Here is a 22,139-nt window from a genome sequence, read left to right as displayed (position 1 = left end):
GACCGTGATTTTACCTTCTCCGTCAGGAGCCACCGGGCACACGTTGTAACGAAATGCTTGGAAACGGCTGCCGATGAAGCGCTTCGCCGTTCCCCGCCGCAAAGAAAAAGGCGTCTTCCGGATTGCTCCGGAAGACGCCTTTCGAGACGGCGCCGACTACTTTACTTCGCGCGTGCCTGTGCTTCGGTCAGTGCTGCGTTGAGCGTCTTGCTCGGACGCATCACCGTTTCGAGCTTGGCCGGGTCCGGCTGATAGTACCCGCCGATATCCGCCGCATTGCCCTGCACGGCGTTGAGTTCGTCGATGATCTTCTGCTCGTTGTCGCCTAGTTGCTTCGCGAGCGGCGCGAACAGTTCGGCGAGTGCGCGGTCTTCCGACTGGTTCGCGAGTTCCTGCGCCCAGTACATGGCCAGATAGAACTGGCTGCCGCGATTGTCAAGCTGACCGGTCTTCGGCGACGGGCTCTTGTTGTTGTCGAGCAGCTTGCCGGTGGCGGCATCCAGCGCCTTCGCGACGAGTTTCGCGCGCGCGTTGTCGTTCTTGATGCCGAGTTCTTCCAGCGATACCGCCAGCGCCAGAAACTCGCCGAGCGAATCCCAGCGCAAATGGTTTTCTTCGACCAGTTGCTTGACATGCTTCGGCGCCGAGCCGCCCGCGCCGGTTTCGTACAGGCCGCCGCCCGCCATCAGCGGAACGATGGAGAGCATCTTCGCGCTGGTGCCGAGTTCCATGATCGGGAACAGGTCGGTCAGGTAGTCGCGCAGGATATTGCCCGTCACCGAGATCGTGTCCATGCCGCGGATCACGCGTTCGAGCGTGTAACGCATGGCGCGCACCTGCGACATGATCTGGATGTCGAGGCCCGTGGTGTCATGGTCCTTGAGATACGTCTCGACCTTCTTGATGAGCTCGTTTTCGTGCGGACGGTACGGGTCGAGCCAGAACACAGCCGGTGTGCCCGAGTTCTTCACGCGCGTGACGGCGAGCTTGACCCAGTCGCGAATGGGCGCGTCTTTCACGAGACACATGCGCCAGATGTCGCCTTGCTCGACTTCCTGCGTGAGCGAATCGAGCACTTCGTTGGTCGCGTTATCGACGATACGCGCCGTGCCGGCTTCGCTGATCTCGAAAGTCTTGTCGTGCGAGCCGTATTCTTCGGCCTTCTGCGCCATCAGGCCGACGTTCGGCACCGTGCCCATGGTGCGCGGATCGAACGCGCCATTGGTCTTGCAGAAGTTGATGATTTCCTGATAGATGCGCGCGAACGTGCTTTCCGGGATCAGACACTTGGTGTCTTGCGGACGGCCGTCGGCGCCCCACATCTTGCCGCCCGCGCGGATCATGGCGGGCATGGACGCGTCGACGATCACGTCGTTCGGTGCGTGCAGGTTCGAGATGCCTTTCGCGGAATCGACCATGGCGAGCGCCGGGCGATGTTCATGACAGGCGTGCAGGTCGCGGATGACTTCATCGCGCTGCGATTCCGGCAGCGTGTCGATTTTCGAGTAGAGATCGACCAGGCCGTTGTTCACATTGACGCCGAGTTCCTCGAAGAGCTTCGCGTGCTTGGCGAACGCGTCTTTATAGAACACCTTGACCGCATGACCGAACACGATGGGGTGCGAGACCTTCATCATGGTCGCCTTCACGTGCAGCGAAAGCATGACGCCCGTCTTGTGCGCGTCTTCCATCTGGTCTTCGTAGAACGCCACGAGCGCGTTCTTGCTCATGAACATGCTGTCGACGATCTCGCCTTCCTGCAGCTTGACCTTCGGCTTCAACACGATGGTTTCGCCGCGCTTCGTGACGAGTTCCATGCGCACTTCACGAGCCTGGTCGTTGGTGATGGACTTTTCGCCGTGATAGAAGTCGCCATGCTTCATGTGCGCGACGTGCGTACGCGACGCCATGCTCCATTCGCCCATGCTGTGCGGATGCTTCTTCGCGAAGTTCTTGACCGCGAGCGGCGCGCGGCGGTCCGAGTTGCCTTCGCGCAGCACCGGGTTCACGGCCGAGCCGAGGCACTTGGAGTAGCGCTGACGAATGGCCTTCTCTTCGTCGTTCTTCGGCTCTTCGGGATAGTCGGGCAGTTTGTAGCCCTTCGACTGCAATTCCTTGATCGCGCTGATCAGCTGATGCAGCGACGCGCTGATGTTAGGCAGCTTGATGATGTTGGTGTCTTCGAACTGCGTGAGCTTGCCGAGTTCGGCGAGATTGTCCGGCACGCGCTGTTCTTCGCTCAGAAACTCGGGAAACTCGCCGAGGATACGCGCGGCGACCGAGATGTCGCTCGTTTCGACATTGACGCCGGCCGGCGCGATGAAAGTGCGGACGATCGGCAGAAAGGCGCTGGTTGCGAGCAGCGGAGCTTCGTCGGTCAGGGTGTAGATGATAGTGGGTTGCTGATTACTCATCGCTTGTCTCGACTTCGCAGAACAGGTTGGAAAAAAGCGCCGGCTGCATTCACCCTTCCGGCCGTGAATCCGCTATTTTGCATGATTTTGAGGGGCGCGCGTGTGAAAGCTGGTCGCCGCGCGGGCGTAAAACAAAGCATTTTTATTTCAAATCAATAACTTGGAAATTTTTAGGTCTTATAGAAGAGTTGAGCCAGTCTCGCAATGCGGAACGTTGCGCCCTCAACTGCCCAGATAGCCGTTCGCACGGAACCAGTCGAGCGCGTCTTTGAGCCCTTCGCGATATGGCCGCGCGCTGTAGCCTAGTTCCCGCTCCGCCTTTGCCGACGTGAAATACATCTTGTTCTTCGACATGCGCAGCGCGTCCACCGTCACGAACGGCTCCTTGCCGCTGAACTTGGCGAACATCTCCGCGCCCACGGCGAGCGGATAAAGCGGCCCGCGCGGCAGCTTGATGGTCGGTGGCTTCCTCCCGACGAATCCGGCGATGTCCGCGAGCATCTGCTGCAATGGCAGATTCTCGCCCCCCAAAATATAACGTTCACCGATCTTGCCGCGTTCGAGCGCAAGAAAGTGGCCGTTGGCGACATCATCGACATGGACGAGATTCAGGCCCGTGTCGACGAAAGCGGGAATCTTCCCTGTCGCCGCTTCGACGATGATGCGCCCGGTAGGCGTCGGCCGCACGTCGCGCGGACCGATGGGCGTCGAAGGATTCACGATCACCGCCGGTAACGCGTCATTCGCGACCATGCGCTCGACGGCGCGCTCCGCCATCACCTTGCTGCGCTTGTACGCGCCAATGGTGCTCGCCGTGTCCGACGGCTTCGTCTCATCCGAGATTGCGCCCGAACTCGTGACCTTGAGCGTCGCCACGCTGCTCGTGTAGACGATGCGCTCCACACCTTCGGCCAGCGCCGCGCGCATGGTCGCCTCGGTGCCCTGCAGGTTCGCGCGCTCGATTTCGCCCGGGTCCGGCGCCCAGATCCGGTAATCGGCGGCCACATGGAACAGATAGCGCACGCCTTTCATTGCGGCGCGCATCGAGGCTTCGTCGCGCATGTCTCCGACGACGATCTCGGCATCGAGCGCTTCGACGTTCTTGCGCGGACTCGTGGCGCGGAGCAGCACGCGCACCTTGAAACCGCGCTCGATAGCGAGCCGCGCAACCGCCGAACCCACGAAACCCGAGGCTCCCGTGACAAGCACGCGTGAGCCGGAAAATTCAGTCATTCTTACCTCGCCTTACATTTGCGCGGCCGTTTTTTCGTAACAAGTGCCGCGCGACAATGGATGCGTCAAGAACCCGCAAAGCCAGATATGACAAGGGCTTGCGGGTCGTGCTATGGTCCGGACCTGCCTGCTTTGTAGGCGCTTTTGCAAAACATGAACATCCTGGTCAACGATGCCCCAAGACACTCGAAGCCACGCCTCGTGGATTTACCTTGCCATTGCGATCGCGCTTGCCGTCGTGTTCGCCATCGACTTGCTCACGCCCACGCGTCTCGCGATCTGGGTGTTTTACGTGCTGCCGGTCGTGCTGTGCATGTGGCTCGACAAGCCGCCTGCGCCGATTATCGTCGCGGGCGCGTCTTCGGTGCTGATGATCGGCGGCTACGTCTTCTCCAACGCTGAACCCACCGCAAACCACGAAGTCCTGCAACTCAATCGCGCGATGGGCATTTTCGTGTTGCTCGTGGTGTCGGCGGTGGCGCACCTGTATATCAAATCGCGGCTCGCGGTACAACGGACCACGTGGCTGCAGCAGGGCATCATGCAGATGAGCCTGCAATTGCGCGGCGAACAGTCTCCGGCTTCGATCGGCGTCAGCATGCTTCGTTCGCTCGTTCCGTATGTCAACGCAAAAGTCGGCGTGGTTTATACGTTCGAAGCCGATACGCTCACGCGCGTCGCCGGCTGGGCGCTTCCCGACGAAGACAGCGCGCCGCGCCGCATTGCGCGCGGCGTCGGGCTTGCGGGTCAGGCGGTCGAGGACAAGCGCATCCTGCAAATGCGCGATGCGTCCGCGCACTATTTGAAAGCCGGCTCCGCGCTGGGCACGGTTGCGGCGTCGAGCGTAGTAGTCGCGCCCGTCATGGCCGATGGCGAAGTGATGGGCGTGGTCGAGCTCGGCTTTGTCGGCGACGAAGGACGCTTCAACGACAGCCGCGAGTTGCTCGAAATGGCATCGGAAGCGATGGGCATGGCGTTGCGCTCGGCGCGGTATCGCGTGAGGCTCGTCGAACTGCTCGAAGAGACACAGCGGCAGAGCGAGGAATTGCAGGTGCAGCAGGAAGAACTGCGCGTCTCGAACGAAGAACTCGAAGAACGCGGCCGCGCCTTGCAGGACTCGCAGGCGCGGCTAGAACAGCAGCAGGCCGAACTCGAACAGACCAATGTGCAGCTCGAAGAGCATTCGCAGAACCTAGAACGGCAGAAGGCCGAACTGCTTCAGGCGCAGCAGGAACTGACCGCGAACGCGTTGCAGATGGAGCGCGCGAGCCAGTACAAGTCGGAGTTCCTGGCAAACATGTCGCATGAATTGCGCACGCCGCTCAATAGTTCGCTGATCCTCGCCAAGCTCCTGCAGGACAACAAGCAAGGCAATCTCTCCGACGAGCAGGTGCGCTACGCGGCGACCATCCACTCGTCGAACAGCGATCTGCTTTCGCTCATCAACGACATTCTCGATCTCTCGAAAGTCGAGGCGGGCCAGATGGATGTGCAGTTCGCGCCCGCTTCCGTCGATTCGATTCTGCAAGCGCTCAAGCAATCCTTCGCGCCGGTCGCGGCCAGCAAGGGGCTCGATTTCTTCACCGTGCATGGCGAGAACGTGCCGGAGTATTTCGTCACCGACAACCAGCGGCTCTTGCAGGTGCTGCGCAATCTGCTGTCCAACGCGTTCAAGTTCACCGAGCGCGGCAGCGTGACGATCGCGGTGGAACGCGCGAACGAACAGGCACTGCGGTTCGAGGTTCGCGACACGGGCATCGGCATTGCGCGCGACAAGCAAGACCTGATCTTCCAGGCGTTCCAGCAGGCGGACGGCACCACGAGCCGTCGATACGGCGGCAGCGGACTCGGCCTTTCGATCTCGCGCGAATTCTCGCGTTTGCTCGGCGGCTCGGTCGGCGTATCGAGCGAAGTCGGCAAAGGCAGCGTGTTCTCGGTGACGCTGCCGATCGCCACGCGCGAAGGCACCGTCACCGCGAAGCTCGACACCATCGGACATATGCGCGAGCCCGAGCCCGCCGCCGTGCGCGATCCTGCCTTGGTGCCGGTTGCGCCTTCGCCGGCTCCGCAAGAACGCCCGGCGCCGCAACCTCCGCAGGCGTCGATGCCCGAGCCAAAAGGTATCGCCGACGACCGCGCGGACCGCAAGCGGCCGGGGCGCGTGATTCTCGTCATCGAGGACGATCAGCCTTTCGCGCATATCCTCTACGATCTCGCGCATGAACTCGATTTCGATTGCGTGCATGCGGCAAGCGCCACGCAAGGCGTGGAACTGGCGCGTTCGCTGCAACCCAACGGCATCCTGCTCGACATCGGCTTGCCAGACCAGTCGGGCCTCACCGTGCTCGAATGGCTGAAACACGATCCGCTCACGCGTCATATCCCGATCCACATCGTCTCCGCGACGGATCACGCCGATGTCGCGCTGCATCTCGGCGCAATCGGCTACACGCTCAAACCGAGCGCACGCGACGATCTCGCGCAGGCCATCCTCAAGCTCGAAGCGCGCTCGTCGCAAGGCATGCGGCGCGTGCTCGTGGTCGAGGACGATCCGGCTTTACGTCAGAGCATTCATGCGTTGCTCGCGAGCGAAACCGTGGGAATCGTGGAAGCGGGCTCCATCGCCGAAGCACTCGACGAGATGAAAAGCGCCGCGTTCGATTGCGTCGTGATGGACCTGGCGCTGCCCGACGGTTCCGGCTATGAACTGCTCGAACGCGTTTCGACGAGCAGCGGACATGGCTCGCCGCCAGTGATCGTCTACACGGGCCGCATGCTCTCGCAAGAGGAAGAGCAGCGCCTGCGCCGTTATTCGAAATCGATCATCATCAAGGGTGCGAAGTCGCCGGAGCGTCTGCTCGATGAAGTGACGCTCTTCTTGCATAGCGTGGAAAGCGCGTTGCCGCCCGAGCAGCAACGCATGCTGCGCGCGGCGCGTCAGCGCGACGACGTGTTCGAAGGCCGCACGATCCTGCTCGCCGAAGACGACGTGCGCAATATCTTCGCGCTGTCGCGCGTGATCGAGCCGCTCGGCGCCACGCTGGAGATCGCGCGCAACGGCCGCGAGGCGCTCGAAGCGCTCGCGCGTCCCAACGAGATCGACCTCGTTCTGATGGACGTGATGATGCCCGAGATGGACGGCCTCACCGCCATGACCGAGATTCGCAAGCAGCATGAGCACGCGCGCCTGCCGATCATCGCGCTGACGGCGAAGGCCATGCAGAGCGATCGCCAGAAATGTCTCGAGGCGGGTGCGGACGACTACATATCCAAACCCATCGATGTCGATAAGCTCGTATCGCTGTGCCGCGTCTGGTTGCGGCAGCGTTGACGTGAGATGTCAGATCAGACGGCCCACTTGATGAACGAAAGCATGCACGACGAAGAAGCCACGTTCGATATCGAACTGAAGCTGATTCTGGAGGCCATCTACCTCAAGTATCAGCACGACTTCCGGCACTATTCGGTGAGTTCGCTGCGGCGCAGGCTCGGCCAGGCAGTGCGCGATCTCGAATGCGCGACGCTCTCGCAATTGCAGGAGCGCATTCTGCGCGACCCGTCGCTCTTCGGCAGGCTATTCCAGTACCTCACCGTGCAGGTGAGCGAGATGTTCCGGGACCCGCAGTATTTTCGTGCGATTCGCGAGACGATCGTGCCGATTCTGCAGACTTATCCTTCGATCAAGGTATGGGTCGCGGGATGCAGCAGCGGCGAGGAACTGTGGTCGCTCGCGGTGCTGTTCGCCGAGGAACGGCTTGCCGAGCGCACCGTGTTCTACGCGACCGACATCAACGCGGAAGCCTTGCGTATAGCGGAAAACGGCATCTATTCGCTGGATCGCATGGCGGGGTTCAGCCAGAACTACCTCGCGGCGGGTGGCAAGCGTTCGCTCTCCGACTACTATCACGCGGCCTATGGCGCGGCGAAATTCTCGCAGACGCTCAAGTCGCGTGTGGTGTTCGCGGACCACAGCCTCGCCACGGACAGCGTGTTTCTAGAAGCGCATCTGGTCTCGTGCCGCAACGTGCTGATCTATTTCGACCGGGCGTTGCAGGACCGCGCGCTCGGCCTTTTCAGCGAGTCGCTCGTGCGGCGCGGCTTTCTCGGACTCGGCAGCAAGGAGAGCCTGCGTTTTTCGAAACATGCGGACCAGTTCGCCGACTTCAATCCGCGCGAGCGGCTTTATCAGAAGGTATAGCGATGAGCACACAGATGCAGCGCCCGCTCGTCTTCGACGCCGTCGTGATCGGCGCGTCGGCGGGCGGCGTCGAGGCGCTGAATCTGCTGTTGCCGGCGCTGCCGAAAGCGTTCGCGCCGTCGGTTCTCGTCGTGGTGCATGTGCGGCAGGGTCAGCCGAGCCTGTTGCCCGACCTGTTCGCGCAACGCTGTGCAATCGCTGTGCGCGAACCCTTCGACAAGGACGAGATCGCGCCGGGCACGGTGTATTTCGCGCCGCCGGGGTATCACATGCTGGTCGAGGCGGAAGATGGCGCGGCGCCTTCCATCGCGCTGTCGGTCGATCCGCCCGTGCGCTTTTCGCGGCCATCGGTGGATGTGTTGTTCGAATCGGCGGCGCACGCGTATCGCGAGCGGCTGCTCGGCATCGTGCTGTCGGGCGCCAACGACGATGGCGCGCGCGGCGCGCTGGCGATTCGCGATGCGGGCGGCGCGTGTTGGGCGCAGGACCCGCGCACGGCTTCGTCGTCCGCGATGCCGCTTGCGGCTATCGAAAACGGCGCGGTCCGAGAGGTCCTGACGCTGGAGCAAATGGTGACGCGTCTTTCCACGCGCATCGGGTACTTATCAGAGAATAAGTTAGGCAATGAGGCAGGCAATGAAGCTGGAAGCGACGCAGGAAGCAAAACAGGCAATGCAGGCAAGGGGAGCCGCTAAATGACGCAACCCATTTATGTGCTGATCGTCGATGACATCCGCAACAACATCACCGCACTCGAGGCGTCGCTGGCCCGGCCGGATCTCTCGGTGCTGAAGGCGGAATCGGGACCGGCCGCGCTCGAACTGCTGCTCAAGCACGACGTCGCGCTCGCCATTCTCGATGTCAACATGCCCGGCATGGACGGCTTCGAACTTGCCGAACTCATGCGCGGCAGTCCGCGTACTGCGCATGTGCCGATCATCTTTCTGACCGCGACCGCGCAGGACGGCAACCGCACGTTTCGCGGCTACGAAGCGGGCGCGGTGGACTTTCTCTACAAGCCGTTCGATTCGCGCATCCTCAATTCGAAGGTAGATGTCTTCATTCAGATGGAGCGTCAAAAGCAGCAACTCGCGACGCAGCTCGCAACCGTACAGCAACTGCTCGATGCAAACGAGATGCTCATGGCCGTGCTCGGTCACGACCTGCGCACGCCGCTGTCGGCCGTGATCGCTTCGGCGGAATATCTCGCGCGCTTCGTGCCGGACGAGAATGTCGCGAATATCGGCAACCGCATCAAGTCGAGCGGCATGCGCATGGTTCGCATGGTCGATCAGTTGCTGAACCTTGCGCGTCTGCGCGGCGGCCGCGTGACCTTGCAGCCGCGTTCCGTGGAACTCGCGACGCTCGCGAAGAATATCGTCGAGGAATATGAGGCGCGCGTAGGCAAGGGGCGCATCTTCGTGCTGCGCCACGGCGATACGCTTTTGCAAGGCGACGGCGATCTGCTTTCGCAAGTGTTTTCGAATCTCATCGGCAACGCGTTGCAGCACGGGCTCGAAGGCTCGGCCATTCAAGTGCGTCTCGAAGGCGGCAAGGACGACGTGACCATCGTCGTGCAGAACGCGGGCGAGATTCCGCCTGAAGTGGTGCCGACCATCTTTGCGCCGTATCGCTCGGGGCGGCGTCAGAGCGAGTCCAGCGGCCTCGGGCTCGGCCTCTACATCACGCGCGAAATCACCGAAATGCATGGCGGCGACGTGACGGTGCAATCGTCCGCGCAGGCGGGCACGGTGTTCGAAGTGCATCTGCCGCGCACGCCGCGTCCGCGTCCTGGCGAACGCACGGATTCCGCGCAGCCGTTCCGTCTCAGCTGAAGCGCGAAATCGAGCTGATCCTGAAGCGTTTCGATACGCCGTCTACAATGCGGCCTATCAACGCTTACGAGGGGAATGCGCGATGCCTGGCCCGGATCTGGATACGAGAATCGAAACCTATTACGTGCACGTGAAGGGCGTCGTGCAGGGCGTGGGCTTTCGACATCACACCGTGAGGCGCGCGCATGCGCTCGGCGTGCGCGGCTGGGTCGCGAATCTCGAAGACGGCTCGGTGGAGGCGATCGTACAAGGCGCGGCCAATCAAGTCGACTTGATGCTCGAATGGCTGCGACGCGGGCCGCCGCATGCCCGCGTCACCGAGTTCTTCAGCGAAGAACGCTACGTCGAAAAGCGCTACGAGCGCTTCGAGCAGCACTGAATCAACGCGCCACCAACAAACTCTCCGCGAACTGCCATTCCTCGTCGCGCCACTGATGCGAGCATTCGAAGCCCGCGTCGGCGGCCATTGGCGCGACTTCATCGGCGGCGTACTTGTGGCTGCTTTCCGTCCAGATCGTCTCGCCTTCGCGGAACTCGACACGCAGATCCGCACTTGGCACATGCGCCGTCAGCGCACGCCTGGCGCGCAGATGCATTTCGATACTGCGTGCTTCGGAATTGAAGCGCGCGACGTGCTCGAAGGCATCGAGCGGAAAATCGCCACCCAGCTCGCGGTTGATGCGCGCCAGCAAGTTCAGGTTGAATGCAGCCGTCACGCCGATGGGATCGTCGTACGCGGCGATCAACGTCGGCAGCGGTTTGAGAAGGTCGGTGCCGAGCAAAAGGGCATCGCCGGGAGCGAGCATGCTGCGTATCGACTGTAGAAACTTGGTCGCCGCGAGCCGCGAAAAATTTCCGATGGTGCTGCCGAGAAACAGCACAAGCAGCCTTTCGCCTTCCTTCCGCTTTGCGCTGACTTCCGACAAGCCGGCCAGATAATCGCGCTCGTAACCGACGATCGAAATGCGCTCGATATCGCCCAGTTCCCGGCGGCACAACTGCAAAGCGGTGCGCGATATTTCAATCGGGTAATAGGCGGTGGGCTGCTTTTTACAAAGCGCCTCCAGAATGCGGCGCGTCTTGCGGCCGCTGCCGCTGCCGAGTTCGGCGACCTTCACGTTGCCCGGCATTGCCGCGACGATATCGGCGGCATGTTCCGTGAGCACGCGCTCTTCGGCGCGCGTCACGCCGTATTCGGGCAGCGCAGTGATGACTTCGAAGAGGGCCGAGCCCACTTCGTCATACAGATACATGGATGGCAATTCTTTTTGCGGCTCTTTCGACAACCCGGCGCGGACGGCCTCGGCAAAGGCGCTGTCGACGCGGGTGGATAGGGCGGGTTGAATCATGACGTCTCCATCTATGCGGCGTTTTATTCGCGTGCCGTCCTTCGTTGCAACGGCGCGGCGCTTGGATGCTGCTGATGCAATGACGTGAGCGGCTTCGCTCGAATCAGGCAGGTGAAACCGTTGGGTTAGATATGAAGAGTTGCCCATCGGCATGACGGGTTGAAGACAGCGTCGCGCTCGGTGAAGTTCATCCGGCGCGAAAAGCGAACTAGCAAAGCAAAAAACGCGCACGACCCAAGGCGAAGTTTGAAGCACGCTCTGAATAGCGTCGATGCACAGCGTTTAGAATGCGCAGTTCCCGCTTCGCTCGAGCTTTCACTCATTGATGAATCAGCACGTTCTCGGGCGCGGCATCGCGCTTTCCGTTGTCGCATCGGCGCTCTTCGCGCTCATGTCGGGCTACACCAAATGGCTCGCGCCGCTCGATGGCCTCGACATCTTCGCCTGGCGCATCGTGTGGACCATGCCCGGCGCGCTGCTGCTCGTCGCCTTGCGTCATCGCTGGCCGCAATTGTGCGCGCTCATTGGAAAGCTTGCTCGAACCCCGAGTCTGCTTTTGGCGTTCGCCACGGTCGCCGCCTTGCTTGGCCTGCAATTATGGATTTTTCTTTGGGCGCCGTTGCATGGACGCGCGCTCGAAGTGTCGCTTGGCTACTTTTTGTTGCCCCTCGGGATGGTCCTTCTGGGTCGCTTTTACTATCACGAAGCGCTCGATCGTCTGCAATGGGCGGGCGTCATTGCGGCGGCGCTTGGCGTGGCGCATGAGCTCGTCATGTCGCATGCGTTCGCTTGGCCGACGCTCGTCGTCGTGCTCGGCTATCCACCGTATTTCATCTTGCGGCGACGCCTGAACGCGGACCCGCTCGTTTCCTTCGCGATAGAGATGATGTTGCTCGCGCCGGTCGCAATCGTCATGTTGTTCGCACGGAATTCGTTTTCTATGGCTGCAAGCGACGCGCGCTTGTGGATGCTGTTGCTTCCCGGACTCGGCGCGTTGAGCACGGTTGCGCTCGCGTCTTACCTGCGCGCGAGCCGTTATTTGCCGCTCGCGCTCTTCGGCATTTTGGGCTATGTCGAACCAGTCTTGCTGGTCGGCGTGGCAGTGCTCGTACTCGGCGAGCCGTTCTCAGCGACGCAACTGGGAACCTATGTGCCCATCTGGATTGCCGTGGCGCTGACCGCCGTGCACAGCGCGCGGGTGCTACGGCGTGAACGCATGTCGGCGGCGAGTTTGCCGGTCAGCGAACATCACGCGAGTATCGAGCATGAGATTGGCGCGGAACACAGCGAGCGCGTGGAGCCGACGCAATAAAAAAGGCGAGCCCGTGAACTCGCCTTGCCTGAACGCATCGATGCAACCGATGCGCGATGCGCCTACGCGCAGCCTCCCTGACTGCCTGCTGCGTCTACTGTTTGCATCGGCGGCCGTTTTTTGCGTCGCTGGATTTCGCGACTTGTTACTTGTCGGCCTTCGTTTTGGCTCCCCACCGGCACCTTCGCTGCGCCCCGTTAAACCTTGATGCGCTGTTTTTTTCGTCGCGATGCAGATGAAACGCCGCGCTTCAGTGGCGCGTTGACGTCCGTCTGGTGACAAAGGGTAACGAGTCGCGAGCAAATGAAACGGCGCGTTATAACGCCGAGCGTCGTGGAAAGTCTTTACCGATTCAACATGCCAAGTGTTACGGCCAAACACATATGCCGGCATTTATAGCAGCGCCGTGGAAATACTTCGATATCCGAACGAATGCCTGCCGCAGGACCAACTTGTAAGCGTTGAAATGTACGGTTACCAACTGCATCAGTTATTTCTTCATCGCCTGCTTAAGATGACTCTACAAACCCGGCTCACGGGAATTGGAGAGTCTCATGAAACGCGCAGCACTTGTCTTGTTGATGATCGGAAGTCTGTCGGTGGCAGGACAGGCGTCGGCCCACGGGCGCGGCGGCGGCTACGGCGGCCACGGTGGTGGCGGCAATGGCGGCGCGATTGTCGGCGCGTTGATCGGCGGCGCTGTGCTGGGCGCCATCGTGAGCTCGGTGGCGAATGCGCAGCCTGTCTACGCACAGCCGGCTTATGCGCAACCGGCTTATGCGCAGCCTGTGTACGCGCAACCTGCCGTGCCTCCCGGCTATTGCTACGACGGCTATCGCCGCGCCTACGTGCCCTGCGCGCCCGCTGGCTACGGATATTGATTGCACGACCATTGCCGCCACGCGGCACGACGTTTGCGTTAACAAGTCCACGTGCGTTGCAGCGTCTCTGCGGCCTGGACGGACGATGGATGGACACGTGAAACGCAAACTTTTGGAGACTTGCTATGAACGCGACTAAGAAGCTGGTGATCTCGGCACTGGTGTTGGGTCTTTCGGGCGGTGTCTACGCGCAGGCCGGAGGCGGAGGCGGCGCAGGTGGTGGTGCGGGCGGCGGCACAGGCGGTGGCGGTGGCGCGGGCATGGGGTCGGCAGGTGCGGGCGGCAATGGCGCCGCAGGCGCTGGCGCTGGCATGGGCGCGTCGGGCAAGGGTGGTGGCGTCGGCATGAGCGGCGCAACAGGCACGGGTGTCGGCGGCTCGTCGGATGGCACGAGCGGGACCGGCACAGGCGCGAAGAGTGGCATGAACAACGGGGTAAACAACAACATGAACCCGGGAACCATGCAGCGCAGCACGCCGGACAGTACCGGCAACGCTAACGGTGCACAAAAGAGCTACTGATGTCGTGGTACGTGTACGCTAGCGCGCATGCGGGTGCGATCGCCGGGGCAGGTTGCGGCATCCGCTATGCAGCGGCGCGCGAAGAACGAAAGATTGAATTGGGAATAACGTTTTACTGCTCGGTCGCGGACGCTGCACTTGCCGCCGCTGCCGGCTCGAATGTCTTGACGCGCAAACTGACCTTCTCGGCATAAGCGCGTGAACCGCCGTAGCTCTTCAGCGCGGCGTCGATATCGCCCTGTGCGGACTTCAGATAGCCGTGCAGGATAGCCGAACCCACTTCGATATTGGTTTCCGGCTCTGTCAAATCCACATCGCGAACCAACTTCTTGTGAGCGGAAGGCACGACCTGCATGAGACCGGTTGCGTCGTTCGGGCCGTGGGCCGTTTCCTTGAAGCGCGATTCTATGGAAATGATCGCAAGCAACAATGCCGGCGGAAGCGAGTATTTCGATGAAGACGCCATTACCGCCGATGCGATGGTCTGCGCCTTCTCGCGTGCGACGCCGAACTTGCGAACGATCAATTCCGAAATCTTGTGACTGACTTGCTCTGTTTTTACGTCGTTGCCCGAGGGCGCCTGCGTGTCGTTTTGGCCGCCGGGCCGCACGGCTTCTTGCGCGCTTGCAGCTTGTGCGAGGCTGATCAGTAAAAGGATTGAGAGAATATTTCGACGCATCGGACTGGGTAATCTTGAGGAAAGCGCATTATAGCTTCATAAAAAAGTCTTGCGGATCATGGGCTTGTCTTAAATATGATGAATATTTTTGCAATTCGGTATTGCTTACCCGGTAAATCAGGTGCGCTCTGCGCGCTTCGCCGTGGGCGCTGAGATGCCGGCGCCGGCTTCATCGGAGAGACGTGCGAACATTGGAAGAGACATCAGGACGACTGCCGCCGTCGCCAAAAAGGCGCTCGCTAGTTGCCAGCGTTCGGTCTGAACGCTGCCGGAAATCAGCATCGTGGCTTGAATCGTCCCGGCCGCGACGGTTACACCAAGCGCCTTCATCAACTGCTGCGCGGTGCCCTGAAACGAAGTCGCGGCGGCGAGGCGCGGCTTCGGAACATCGGCGAAAGCGAGCGCGCCCATCGTCGCGAAACTGAGCGAGCGGCCTAGTCCGCCGACGAGGAGCAGCACGAAAATGGCTGCTGCGGGCCAAGCCTGCGACATCGTCGAGCACACGACCAGAACCAGCGCAAAGATCACGCTGCCTGCGCACAGAACCGCGCGCACGGAGAATCGCCGGAGTGCGAGCGCGGTCATCGGACGCATGCAAAAAGAGCCCAGCGCGCTTGCAAAAGTCACCAGTCCGCTAGCGGACGCGCTGTAACCGAAGCCGGTCTGTAAGGTGAGCGGCACGAGAAAAGGCAGCGCACCGGCGCCCGCGCGGAAGAGGCTGCCCGCGACCGTGGCCGCGTGAAATGTCGGAATGGCAAGCAGCGAGGAGTCGATGGCAGGATTCTCCACGCGCCGGCAGTGAACGACGGTTGCCCAGAACAGTAGGAGGCCGACCGCGACGCATGCCCAGGGCAGCCCTTCGGGCATCACGCCGCGTCCCGCGCTTTCGATTCCGATCATGAACAGACTCAGCGATGTCCCTGAAAGCAGCATGCCGCGCAAATCCGGCGGTGTGCGGCTTTCAGGCGGCGAGCGCGGCAAAAGCTTCCACGTGAGGACGAGACCGATCGCGCCGACTGGCACGTTGACCCAGAAGATGCTGCGCCAGGAGAGCGCATCGGTGAGAAAGCCGCCGAGCGGCGGCCCAAGCAAGGGACCGACAAGCGCGGGCATGGTGAGCCACGTGGTCGCTTGCAGCAGCTCTTCGCGCTTCACGCCGCGAAAGAGGATCAGGCGGCCGACGGGCACCATCATCGCGCCACCCAGACCTTGCACGATGCGCGCGCCGATGAGTTGCGGAAGATTCGCCGCCGCCGCGCAAGCGATCGACGCGAGCGTGAACGTGGCGATTGCCCACATGAAAACGCGCCGCGCGCCGAAGCGGTCGGCCACCCAGCCGCTCGCCGGAATGAAGACCGTGAGCGCAACTAGATAAGCGGTAATGGCGCTGCTCAGATGGACGGGATCGATATGCAGGTCGCGCGCCATCGTGGGAATGGCGGTCGCGACGATGGTGCCGTCCATGTTCTGCATGAAGAGCGCCGAGGCCACGACGGCAGCGGTGATGCGAAAGTTGCCGTCGTTCACGATGCAGTGTGTGCTCGCACGCTGCATGGGCGCTGCAAGGCATTTCGAGTGGATGACGAGTGCATGCCCGCCAGTCTACGCGAAGCCCGCGGAGGCGCGCGGGTCGCCTCTCAATTCCGCAGTGCGATGTCTTCGGCGTATTCCAGATAGTGAGCAAGCGGCGGCGTGCCACGTGCGGCGTCCTTCGCTTCGTCATCCCAGCGGCGCAACGCCAAGGCATCTTCGGCGAACGGGCGCGCCAGAAAATCGCGCGCTTCGTCGGCATCGAATACGCCGCCTTGCAGCTGCAAACTGCGCACCGAATCGGGCGAAAGAAGCGCGTGATATGAGGCATCGACCGCGCAGAGGCAGCGCTTGGCATCCACGTGAAGGCGGATCGGTTCGAGCACGGCATCCGCGAACAGCGGGCGTAAGAACGGCAGCGCGTAATACTGGTGGAGATCGTCGATACCGCGTGTAGTCGGCGTATCGCCCTGCAAATTCAACAGATGCCCGAGGTCGTGCAGCAATGCCGCGACGATCAACTCGCGTTGCGCGCCCGCCTGCTCCGCGAGATACGCTGTCTGCAGCGCGTGTTCGAGTTGCGTGACGGGCTCGCCGCTATAGGCAAGCGCCCCGTAGGTGTCGAAGAGATGCCGGATGTCGTTGAGGGAGAGCGCCATCTTCCTGTGCAGTGCGAGGAGAAACGGTGATTGTCGCGAGTCTTCATGACGTGCCGATGGCATTGCGCACCTGCATAAAACCACTGTTTTCAGCGTGTTACGATGCCCTTCGACCCGTCAATCATTCAATGCAGATGGCAACGTTATACGAAACGCTTGGAGTAGGCGAGCACGCAACCGAGGAAGAGATCAAGCGCGCTTATCGCAAGGCCGCGATGCGCTCGCATCCAGATCGCAACGCGGGCAACGAAGACGCCGCGCGCGCGACGTTTCAAGAGATCAAGGAAGCCTACGCCATACTTTCCGATCCCGCGCAACGCGAAGTCTACGATCGCATTTTCGCGGAGGAAGTCGCGCGTCTACATAAGGCACAAACAGAGCGCGAAGCGAAGGAGCGTGAAGTACGCGAGGCGCTCTATGCGGAATATGTATCGCTCGCCATGCGGTTCGCATCGCAAGGGCATAACCGCGATGTCGTCTTTGGCGCGCTGCTTGGACAGCAATGCGATGAAGTGCAAGCGCGGCAAATCGCGGATAGCGCGATAGCGCTGCATGATTCGCGACAGACGGCTGGCGATGAGCCAGCCGAAGAACTCGTCGTTGAAAAGAAACCGGCGGGTCCCACGATCAATCCGCTTGGTTCCATGTGGTTCCAGTTTCTCAACAACCTGAAGCTTTAAATCGATGCCGTGCTACGCGGCCAGTCTTTCGCCACGCATGTTACGGTGACGCGGCGCGGGCGGATACACACACCAGTGGCCGTCGTCGTGACGGAAGAAAAACAGCGCGCGCGATGCAGCGCCCTGCAACGTTTCCACACAAACGAAGCGGCGCCGGTCTGCGCGCGTGCGACTGAATTGCCTGACATGGACCGGCGTGCTTCCGGGCGCCAGCCATTTTTCGACCTGATAGCGAAGGGATTGCTCTTTCGTGCATTTCATTCCGAGTCTCCAACACGCGGCATTCATGTTCGGGCTAACGGCCAGATTCGCTCAAGGCTTTACGCCCCGCCACTGAAATAACTATGCCGCAATGCATCACGTACCTGACAAAGCACTTTAACTCTACGCCTGAAAACCAGGCGCCTGCTCCAAGTTTGCGAAATAGCAACACGCTCACTTTGAACTGGCGGAGTACGGCTTCGAGTCGATTGAATGGTCATTCAACGCGATGGACGGGTATGTACGCGAACGGTCATATCAATGATCCGATGCGTGCGCTATCCGTCCTTTGTGTAAGAGCCAGTTCCGTGCCGCGGCGCGGCATTTTTTTAGAGCGGCCGTGCGAAACTCAGTTCGTGGCCGTCGGGATCAGTGAGATGGAAGTAACGCTCGTTCCAGGGCGCATCGCGCGGCGCGAAGTGCGGTTTCATTCCGCAGGCAAGCGCACGGCGATAAAAAGCATCCACGTCGGAGACATGAATGATGAAGCGGCCCCACCATTGAACGGGACCATGTGTTTCGGTTGTGATGTTGAGAAAGGACGTACCTAGCGCAAAAGAAGTGAATGCCTCGTTCGCGCCGCCATGCACGATACGAAAACCGAGCGCTTCGTAAAAGGCGACGGCACGAGGCATATCGTGCGTGGCGAGCGTAACGGCGCTGAGACTTTCGATGCGCGGTTCGTCTTGATTCGAATCGGTCATGTCATCCAGTGTGATGATGATGCGACACGAGCGGCAGCACGTTCAAATCCGGATGCGTACCATCGACGATACTTCGGCCGACATGCCGCGCGTCGTCGGCTGCGTCGTCGGGAGTCTTGAACGCGTCGTCGCCATCGGAATGAAAATGCACGGCGTCGCCAGGCGTATCCGCATGCGCGCCGGGTCTGCATACATAGGCAATATAAAGGTAGCTGTTAGACGCGGATTCAGGCGCTGCCTTGATTTGCGGCAGTGCATGAATCTCGAAGCCTTCGTATTCGAAAACGTGACACTTCGGCGTGGGGTCGTCGGGCATGATCGCCTCCTTTCCATCTTCGCGCGGGCTATTCAACGTTACTCCTGTTGGCGCGATGAATCCATGTTTAAGCGCGTTGAAACGAACGATACGCTTGCTCCGCAGCGCGTTGGACGTTATGTTGAGCCACGGGCCTTTCGCCCGACGAGACTTCAACCATGACCGTCATCCGTCGCGTAGTGCGTGCGCTGTTTCTCGTGGTTATCGCAAGCTTAGGCTTTGCTACAGGCAACGCCGGTGCGCAGAACGAGAAGCCGTCGCTTGCACTCATCGACTGCACGCTTATCGACGATAACGCCGCGTATAACGATGCCGACATCAACCGCATCCAGAGCCAGCGCCTCGCGATGATCGGCACCGCGCTGCGCGACGACATGCGTGAGCGTGGCCTGTTCCGCATTGCCGATAACGCGCCCGCCAAGGATCTCATCGCGTCGCTTCAAGGGGCGCAAGACATGAGCGCCTGCAACGGCTGCGAACTGCGCGTAGCGCGCCAACTTGGCGTGGAGCGCGTGGGCATTTGCTGGGTGCAGAAGATCAGTAATCTAATCCTCAACATGAACCTTCGTGTGGAAGATGCCAAGAGCGGCGCCACGCTCTTTCAGCGTTCCGTCGATATACGCGGCAACACGGATCTCTCGTGGCAGCGTGGCGCCAAGGCGCTCGTCGTCCTGCTCGCCGACGATCCTTCGATGAAGCCCTGACGCGGCGATTGAACCCACGGAAACGAATTCGGGAGTTTCTCCCGCCTTCCGGCGTTGCCAGAGCGGCGCATGTTGGGCTAAGTTCCATTCGGGCACGCCCGTTCGACGCGGTCGCGGTGCCTGTCAAAACAAATTCGATTCGAACACGAATCAAAGCCGGAGACGACCATGCAAGCCAGATACAGGGCGGCGCGCTTTGCCTGCGCGTCGGTACTCGCGCCGACGCTCGCGCTTGCCGCAAGCTCCACGCACGCGGCCACGCCCACCGCCTACGTGACGACCGAGTCCGCCGGTGTCGGCGTCATCGATCTGGGCGATCTCTCGCTCAAGCAAACTTTCGATGTGGGCAAAGACGGTCCGCGCGGCCTGAGTCTCAACAAGGAAGGAACACGCCTTTACGTCGCGAACAAGGAGACAGCGGACCTTTCGGAGATCGATACATCGACGGGTAAGGTCGTGCGGCGCGTGAAGATCGGCAAGAATCCGGAGTTCGTGCGCGTGCGTGGCGGCTTCGCTTACGTGACCTACGAGCCGGGCGAATCCGGCGGTCCCCCGAAGCCTGGTCAACTCGAAAAGGACGATGACGATCCCAATGCGCCGCCCGCCGAGATCGCCATCGTCGATCTCAAGACGCTTAAGGTTCTGCGCTCGGTCAAGAGCGGACACGAAACGGAAGGCGTGGAATTCTCGGCCGATGGCAAGTCCATTCTCGTGACCAATGAAGGTGACGACACGGTGTCGGTGTATCGCGTGGGCAGCGGCAAGTTCGTGCGCACGGTCACGTTGCCGAAAGGTTCGCGCCCACGCGGCATCAAGGTATCGCCGGATGGCAAGCAGTATGTCGTGACGCTCGAGAACACGAACAAGTTCACCGTGCTCGATGCGGCCGATCTCAAGATCGTCAAGACCGTCGACACGAAGACGGGCCCGTATGGCGTATCGTTCGATCCTTCGGGCAAGCGTCTTCTCGTTGCCGCTTCGCGCGACAAGACCTTGCAAGTCTTCGATGGCAAAAGCTTCGAGCGCTTAAGCGATGTACCGATTGGTCAACGTTGCTGGCACTTCAGCTTCACGCCCGATGGCTCGAAGATTCTCTTTGCATGTGGACGGTCCAACGCCGTGTATGTGCTCGATGCATCGAACTATCAGACGGTCAAGCAGATCGGTGGTCTACCGCTCGCATGGGGCATCGTGACGTATCCGCCGAGCGCGGGATCGATCGAAGGGCGTTGAGCTTGATGCATGAAACGTGATGGCCGCCATGCGCGGCCATTTCGGTTTGTGCCTTGCATCGTTTCGTAAAGGAATCCGCGCCGCTCAAGAGAGCGCTGGTAGTATCGGGACAGGCTCGACGGCGAGGTGCACCATGTTCACATTGGCCGAGGCTTTCCAGGAGCTCCTGGATTCGCCCTCACGTAAGCGTCTGTTGATCGCAGCTCAAGGCGGCACTGCCAATTGTCATTGGCTACCCGCATACGTCGGCAAGCATGGCGAGTTTCGTTGCGACCCGCGCGCTGCTAACATCGAAATAGACGACGATGCCGCCGAAGCAATCCGCCTCTTCTCCGCTGGTTCGCTTTCTTCATGCGCGCTCGTCGTGCATCTGGGTGAGCTTGGCGTCGGCGCACTCGTCATGGGTCCCGAATCGCCAAGCGACGCCATGCGCATGCTCGAACAACTCAAGGCCAACGCGCTTGGCCGCTTTGTCGAAAACTATCTGGCGGAATTGCAGCAGCGCAGGCCAGCTAAGGTTTATCCCTTCAAGCCGCGTTGAAAAATAATTCGGATGGCTGATAAAACCATCTTTGACAATTCGAAGCAAGAAGGCGCGGATAATGTCGAGCCGAACCCGACCGCGGAAAAGCCGCTGCGCTCAACATGCCAAAGATATCCGTCGTCATCCCGACTTACAACGCAGAGCGCTTCATCGTCGAAACGCTGCAATCGTTGCTGAATCAGGACGCCGATTTCGAAGTCCTGATTCTCGATGACGCGAGCCATGACGACACGCTTGCACGCGTGCGCAGCCTGAACGACGCGCGCATTCGCATCTTTTCCCTCGAGCATAATCAGGGGCGCGCGAGCAACGCAAACCGTGGCTTTAATCTATGCCGTGGCGAATACATTGCGCGCATCGATCACGATGACATTGCCGAGCCGGGCAGACTTCGTAAGCAAGCGGAATATCTCGATGCGCATCCGCATGTCACCGTGCTCGGCACGCAAATCCGCCACTTCGGTGAAGATTCCACCGTCAGCAATTTTCCGCTCGAAGACGGCGAGATAAAGGCGCGTTTCATGATCGGCGCGGCTTACCTCGCCAATCCGAGCGTGATGTTCCGGCGCGCGTTCATCCAGCGCTTCGAGATTCGCTACGATCCGAATCTGCACATTGTGGATGATCTCGGCTTCTGGTTCGACTGCATGCTACATGGCGCGCGCTTCGCCAACCTTGCAGAGCCTTTGACGGCATACCGGATTCATCGAGAGATGACATCGTTGAATCTCGATGTCGTAAAGCTCTACGAAGCCAAGAAGCGCCTTTTCATGCGTATCTTTCCCACGTTCTTTCCGCGTCTCACCGGACATGACGTGCAACGCCTGTGTACGTTGCACGATTGGCCACTCAAGCCGGAAGCCGAACTCGATACATTGATCGACGCGTATCGCGCGGGCGGCGTCGCCCTTTCGCAGATCGACACGCGCTATGGTGTAAGCGCACTCGAACTCGAGTATCGAATGGTCGATATGCTCGATCGCAAATGGCGGGCGTCAGCACAGACCTATCCTCGTAGCGAAGAGGACAAGTTCCGCTGTCACCGCGCGATTGCGGAAGCGATGAGTCAACTCAAGCATGCTTGAG

22 protein-coding genes are annotated in these 22,139 nt (G+C 60.7%); 13 read left to right on the top strand and 9 right to left on the bottom strand.

Annotated features, from left to right (window positions below; all coding sequences use genetic code 11):
• Positions 1–161 precede the first annotated feature (161 nt).
• Complete coding sequence (locus NCT04_RS21205) at positions 162–2,414, bottom strand: NADP-dependent isocitrate dehydrogenase (protein WP_250467572.1); 2,253 nt, start codon at positions 2,412–2,414, stop codon at positions 162–164.
• A 222-nt stretch (positions 2,415–2,636) separates the two neighbouring features.
• Positions 2,637–3,647, bottom strand: a complete 1,011-nt coding sequence (gene hpnA / locus NCT04_RS21200; protein WP_250467571.1) for a hopanoid-associated sugar epimerase — start codon at positions 3,645–3,647, stop codon at positions 2,637–2,639.
• A gap of 172 nt (positions 3,648–3,819) precedes the next feature.
• Here hpnA and NCT04_RS21195 point away from each other — a divergent pair, with 172 nt between their 5' ends.
• The 5 genes from NCT04_RS21195 (at position 3,820) to NCT04_RS21175 (ending at position 10,059) form a co-directional block, all read left to right on the top strand.
• Positions 3,820–6,978, top strand: a complete 3,159-nt coding sequence (locus NCT04_RS21195) for a response regulator (RefSeq protein WP_250467570.1) — start codon at positions 3,820–3,822, stop codon at positions 6,976–6,978.
• A gap of 30 nt (positions 6,979–7,008) precedes the next feature.
• Positions 7,009–7,845, top strand: a complete 837-nt coding sequence (locus NCT04_RS21190; RefSeq protein WP_244828854.1) for a CheR family methyltransferase — start codon at positions 7,009–7,011, stop codon at positions 7,843–7,845.
• Positions 7,846–7,847: 2 nt separating this feature from the next.
• Positions 7,848–8,540, top strand: a complete 693-nt coding sequence (locus tag NCT04_RS21185) for a chemotaxis protein CheB (RefSeq protein WP_244828853.1) — start codon at positions 7,848–7,850, stop codon at positions 8,538–8,540.
• Positions 8,541–9,680 (top strand): hybrid sensor histidine kinase/response regulator, encoded by a 1,140-nt coding sequence (locus tag NCT04_RS21180; RefSeq protein WP_250467569.1) that lies wholly within the window; start codon positions 8,541–8,543, stop codon positions 9,678–9,680.
• 82 nt (positions 9,681–9,762) lie between these two features.
• Positions 9,763–10,059, top strand: coding sequence for an acylphosphatase (locus NCT04_RS21175; RefSeq protein ID WP_244828851.1), 297 nt, complete (start codon positions 9,763–9,765; stop codon positions 10,057–10,059).
• Between the two features lies 1 nt (position 10,060).
• Here NCT04_RS21175 and egtD read toward each other — a convergent pair whose 3' ends face one another.
• Entirely contained in the window at positions 10,061–11,029 is a 969-nt protein-coding gene (gene egtD, locus NCT04_RS21170) for an L-histidine N(alpha)-methyltransferase (protein ID WP_250467568.1), read from the bottom strand.
• A gap of 325 nt (positions 11,030–11,354) precedes the next feature.
• On the opposite strand from egtD, the gene rarD reads away from it, so the two are divergent.
• The 3 genes from rarD (at position 11,355) to NCT04_RS21155 (ending at position 13,743) form a co-directional block, all read left to right on the top strand.
• On the top strand, positions 11,355–12,341 hold the full coding sequence (gene rarD, locus NCT04_RS21165) for an EamA family transporter RarD (RefSeq protein ID WP_250467567.1): 987 nt from the start codon (positions 11,355–11,357) through the stop codon (positions 12,339–12,341).
• Between the two features lie 554 nt (positions 12,342–12,895).
• Positions 12,896–13,222: a hypothetical protein gene (locus NCT04_RS21160; protein ID WP_250467566.1), complete on the top strand. Its 327-nt coding sequence runs from the start codon at positions 12,896–12,898 to the stop codon at positions 13,220–13,222.
• Positions 13,223–13,347: 125 nt separating this feature from the next.
• Positions 13,348–13,743, top strand: a complete 396-nt coding sequence (locus tag NCT04_RS21155; RefSeq protein ID WP_250467565.1) for a hypothetical protein — start codon at positions 13,348–13,350, stop codon at positions 13,741–13,743.
• Positions 13,744–13,855: 112 nt separating this feature from the next.
• On the opposite strand, the gene NCT04_RS21150 is transcribed toward NCT04_RS21155, so the two are convergent.
• The 3 genes from NCT04_RS21150 to NCT04_RS21140 all read right to left on the bottom strand — a co-directional run bounded on the left by NCT04_RS21150 (position 13,856) and on the right by NCT04_RS21140 (position 16,611).
• A complete protein-coding gene (locus NCT04_RS21150) occupies positions 13,856–14,422 on the bottom strand; it encodes a transglycosylase SLT domain-containing protein (protein ID WP_250467564.1) in 567 nt (188 codons plus the stop codon).
• Positions 14,423–14,539: 117 nt separating this feature from the next.
• Positions 14,540–15,976 (bottom strand): DHA2 family efflux MFS transporter permease subunit, encoded by a 1,437-nt coding sequence (locus tag NCT04_RS21145; protein WP_284509390.1) that lies wholly within the window; start codon positions 15,974–15,976, stop codon positions 14,540–14,542.
• Between the two features lie 83 nt (positions 15,977–16,059).
• Entirely contained in the window at positions 16,060–16,611 is a 552-nt protein-coding gene (locus tag NCT04_RS21140) for a phosphonate degradation HD-domain oxygenase (RefSeq protein ID WP_250467563.1), read from the bottom strand.
• A 134-nt stretch (positions 16,612–16,745) separates the two neighbouring features.
• Between NCT04_RS21140 and NCT04_RS21135 the strand changes: the two genes are divergently transcribed.
• Positions 16,746–17,291, top strand: a complete 546-nt coding sequence (locus NCT04_RS21135) for a J domain-containing protein (protein WP_250467562.1) — start codon at positions 16,746–16,748, stop codon at positions 17,289–17,291.
• Between the two features lie 12 nt (positions 17,292–17,303).
• Here NCT04_RS21135 and NCT04_RS21130 read toward each other — a convergent pair whose 3' ends face one another.
• The 3 genes from NCT04_RS21130 to NCT04_RS21120 form a co-directional block, all read right to left on the bottom strand.
• On the bottom strand, positions 17,304–17,552 hold the full coding sequence (locus NCT04_RS21130; protein WP_250467561.1) for a hypothetical protein: 249 nt from the start codon (positions 17,550–17,552) through the stop codon (positions 17,304–17,306).
• A gap of 329 nt (positions 17,553–17,881) precedes the next feature.
• On the bottom strand, positions 17,882–18,256 hold the full coding sequence (locus NCT04_RS21125; protein ID WP_250467560.1) for a VOC family protein: 375 nt from the start codon (positions 18,254–18,256) through the stop codon (positions 17,882–17,884).
• A 1-nt stretch (position 18,257) separates the two neighbouring features.
• Positions 18,258–18,572, bottom strand: coding sequence for a hypothetical protein (locus NCT04_RS21120; protein ID WP_250467559.1), 315 nt, complete (start codon positions 18,570–18,572; stop codon positions 18,258–18,260).
• A gap of 158 nt (positions 18,573–18,730) precedes the next feature.
• On the opposite strand from NCT04_RS21120, the gene NCT04_RS21115 reads away from it, so the two are divergent.
• The 4 genes from NCT04_RS21115 (at position 18,731) to NCT04_RS21100 (ending at position 22,138) form a co-directional block, all read left to right on the top strand.
• Positions 18,731–19,276: a DUF3280 domain-containing protein gene (locus tag NCT04_RS21115; protein ID WP_244828841.1), complete on the top strand. Its 546-nt coding sequence runs from the start codon at positions 18,731–18,733 to the stop codon at positions 19,274–19,276.
• Between the two features lie 168 nt (positions 19,277–19,444).
• Complete coding sequence (locus NCT04_RS21110) at positions 19,445–20,509, top strand: beta-propeller fold lactonase family protein (protein ID WP_250467558.1); 1,065 nt, start codon at positions 19,445–19,447, stop codon at positions 20,507–20,509.
• A gap of 133 nt (positions 20,510–20,642) precedes the next feature.
• On the top strand, positions 20,643–21,050 hold the full coding sequence (locus tag NCT04_RS21105; RefSeq protein ID WP_244828839.1) for a hypothetical protein: 408 nt from the start codon (positions 20,643–20,645) through the stop codon (positions 21,048–21,050).
• A gap of 104 nt (positions 21,051–21,154) precedes the next feature.
• On the top strand, positions 21,155–22,138 hold the full coding sequence (locus NCT04_RS21100) for a glycosyltransferase family 2 protein (RefSeq protein WP_244828838.1): 984 nt from the start codon (positions 21,155–21,157) through the stop codon (positions 22,136–22,138).
• The last annotated feature ends 1 nt before the right edge of the window (position 22,139 follow it).

This window comes from Caballeronia sp. GAFFF2, from assembly GCF_023631485.1.
GTDB lineage: Bacteria > Pseudomonadota > Gammaproteobacteria > Burkholderiales > Burkholderiaceae > Caballeronia.
This window is presented reverse-complemented; position numbering and strand designations above follow the sequence as displayed.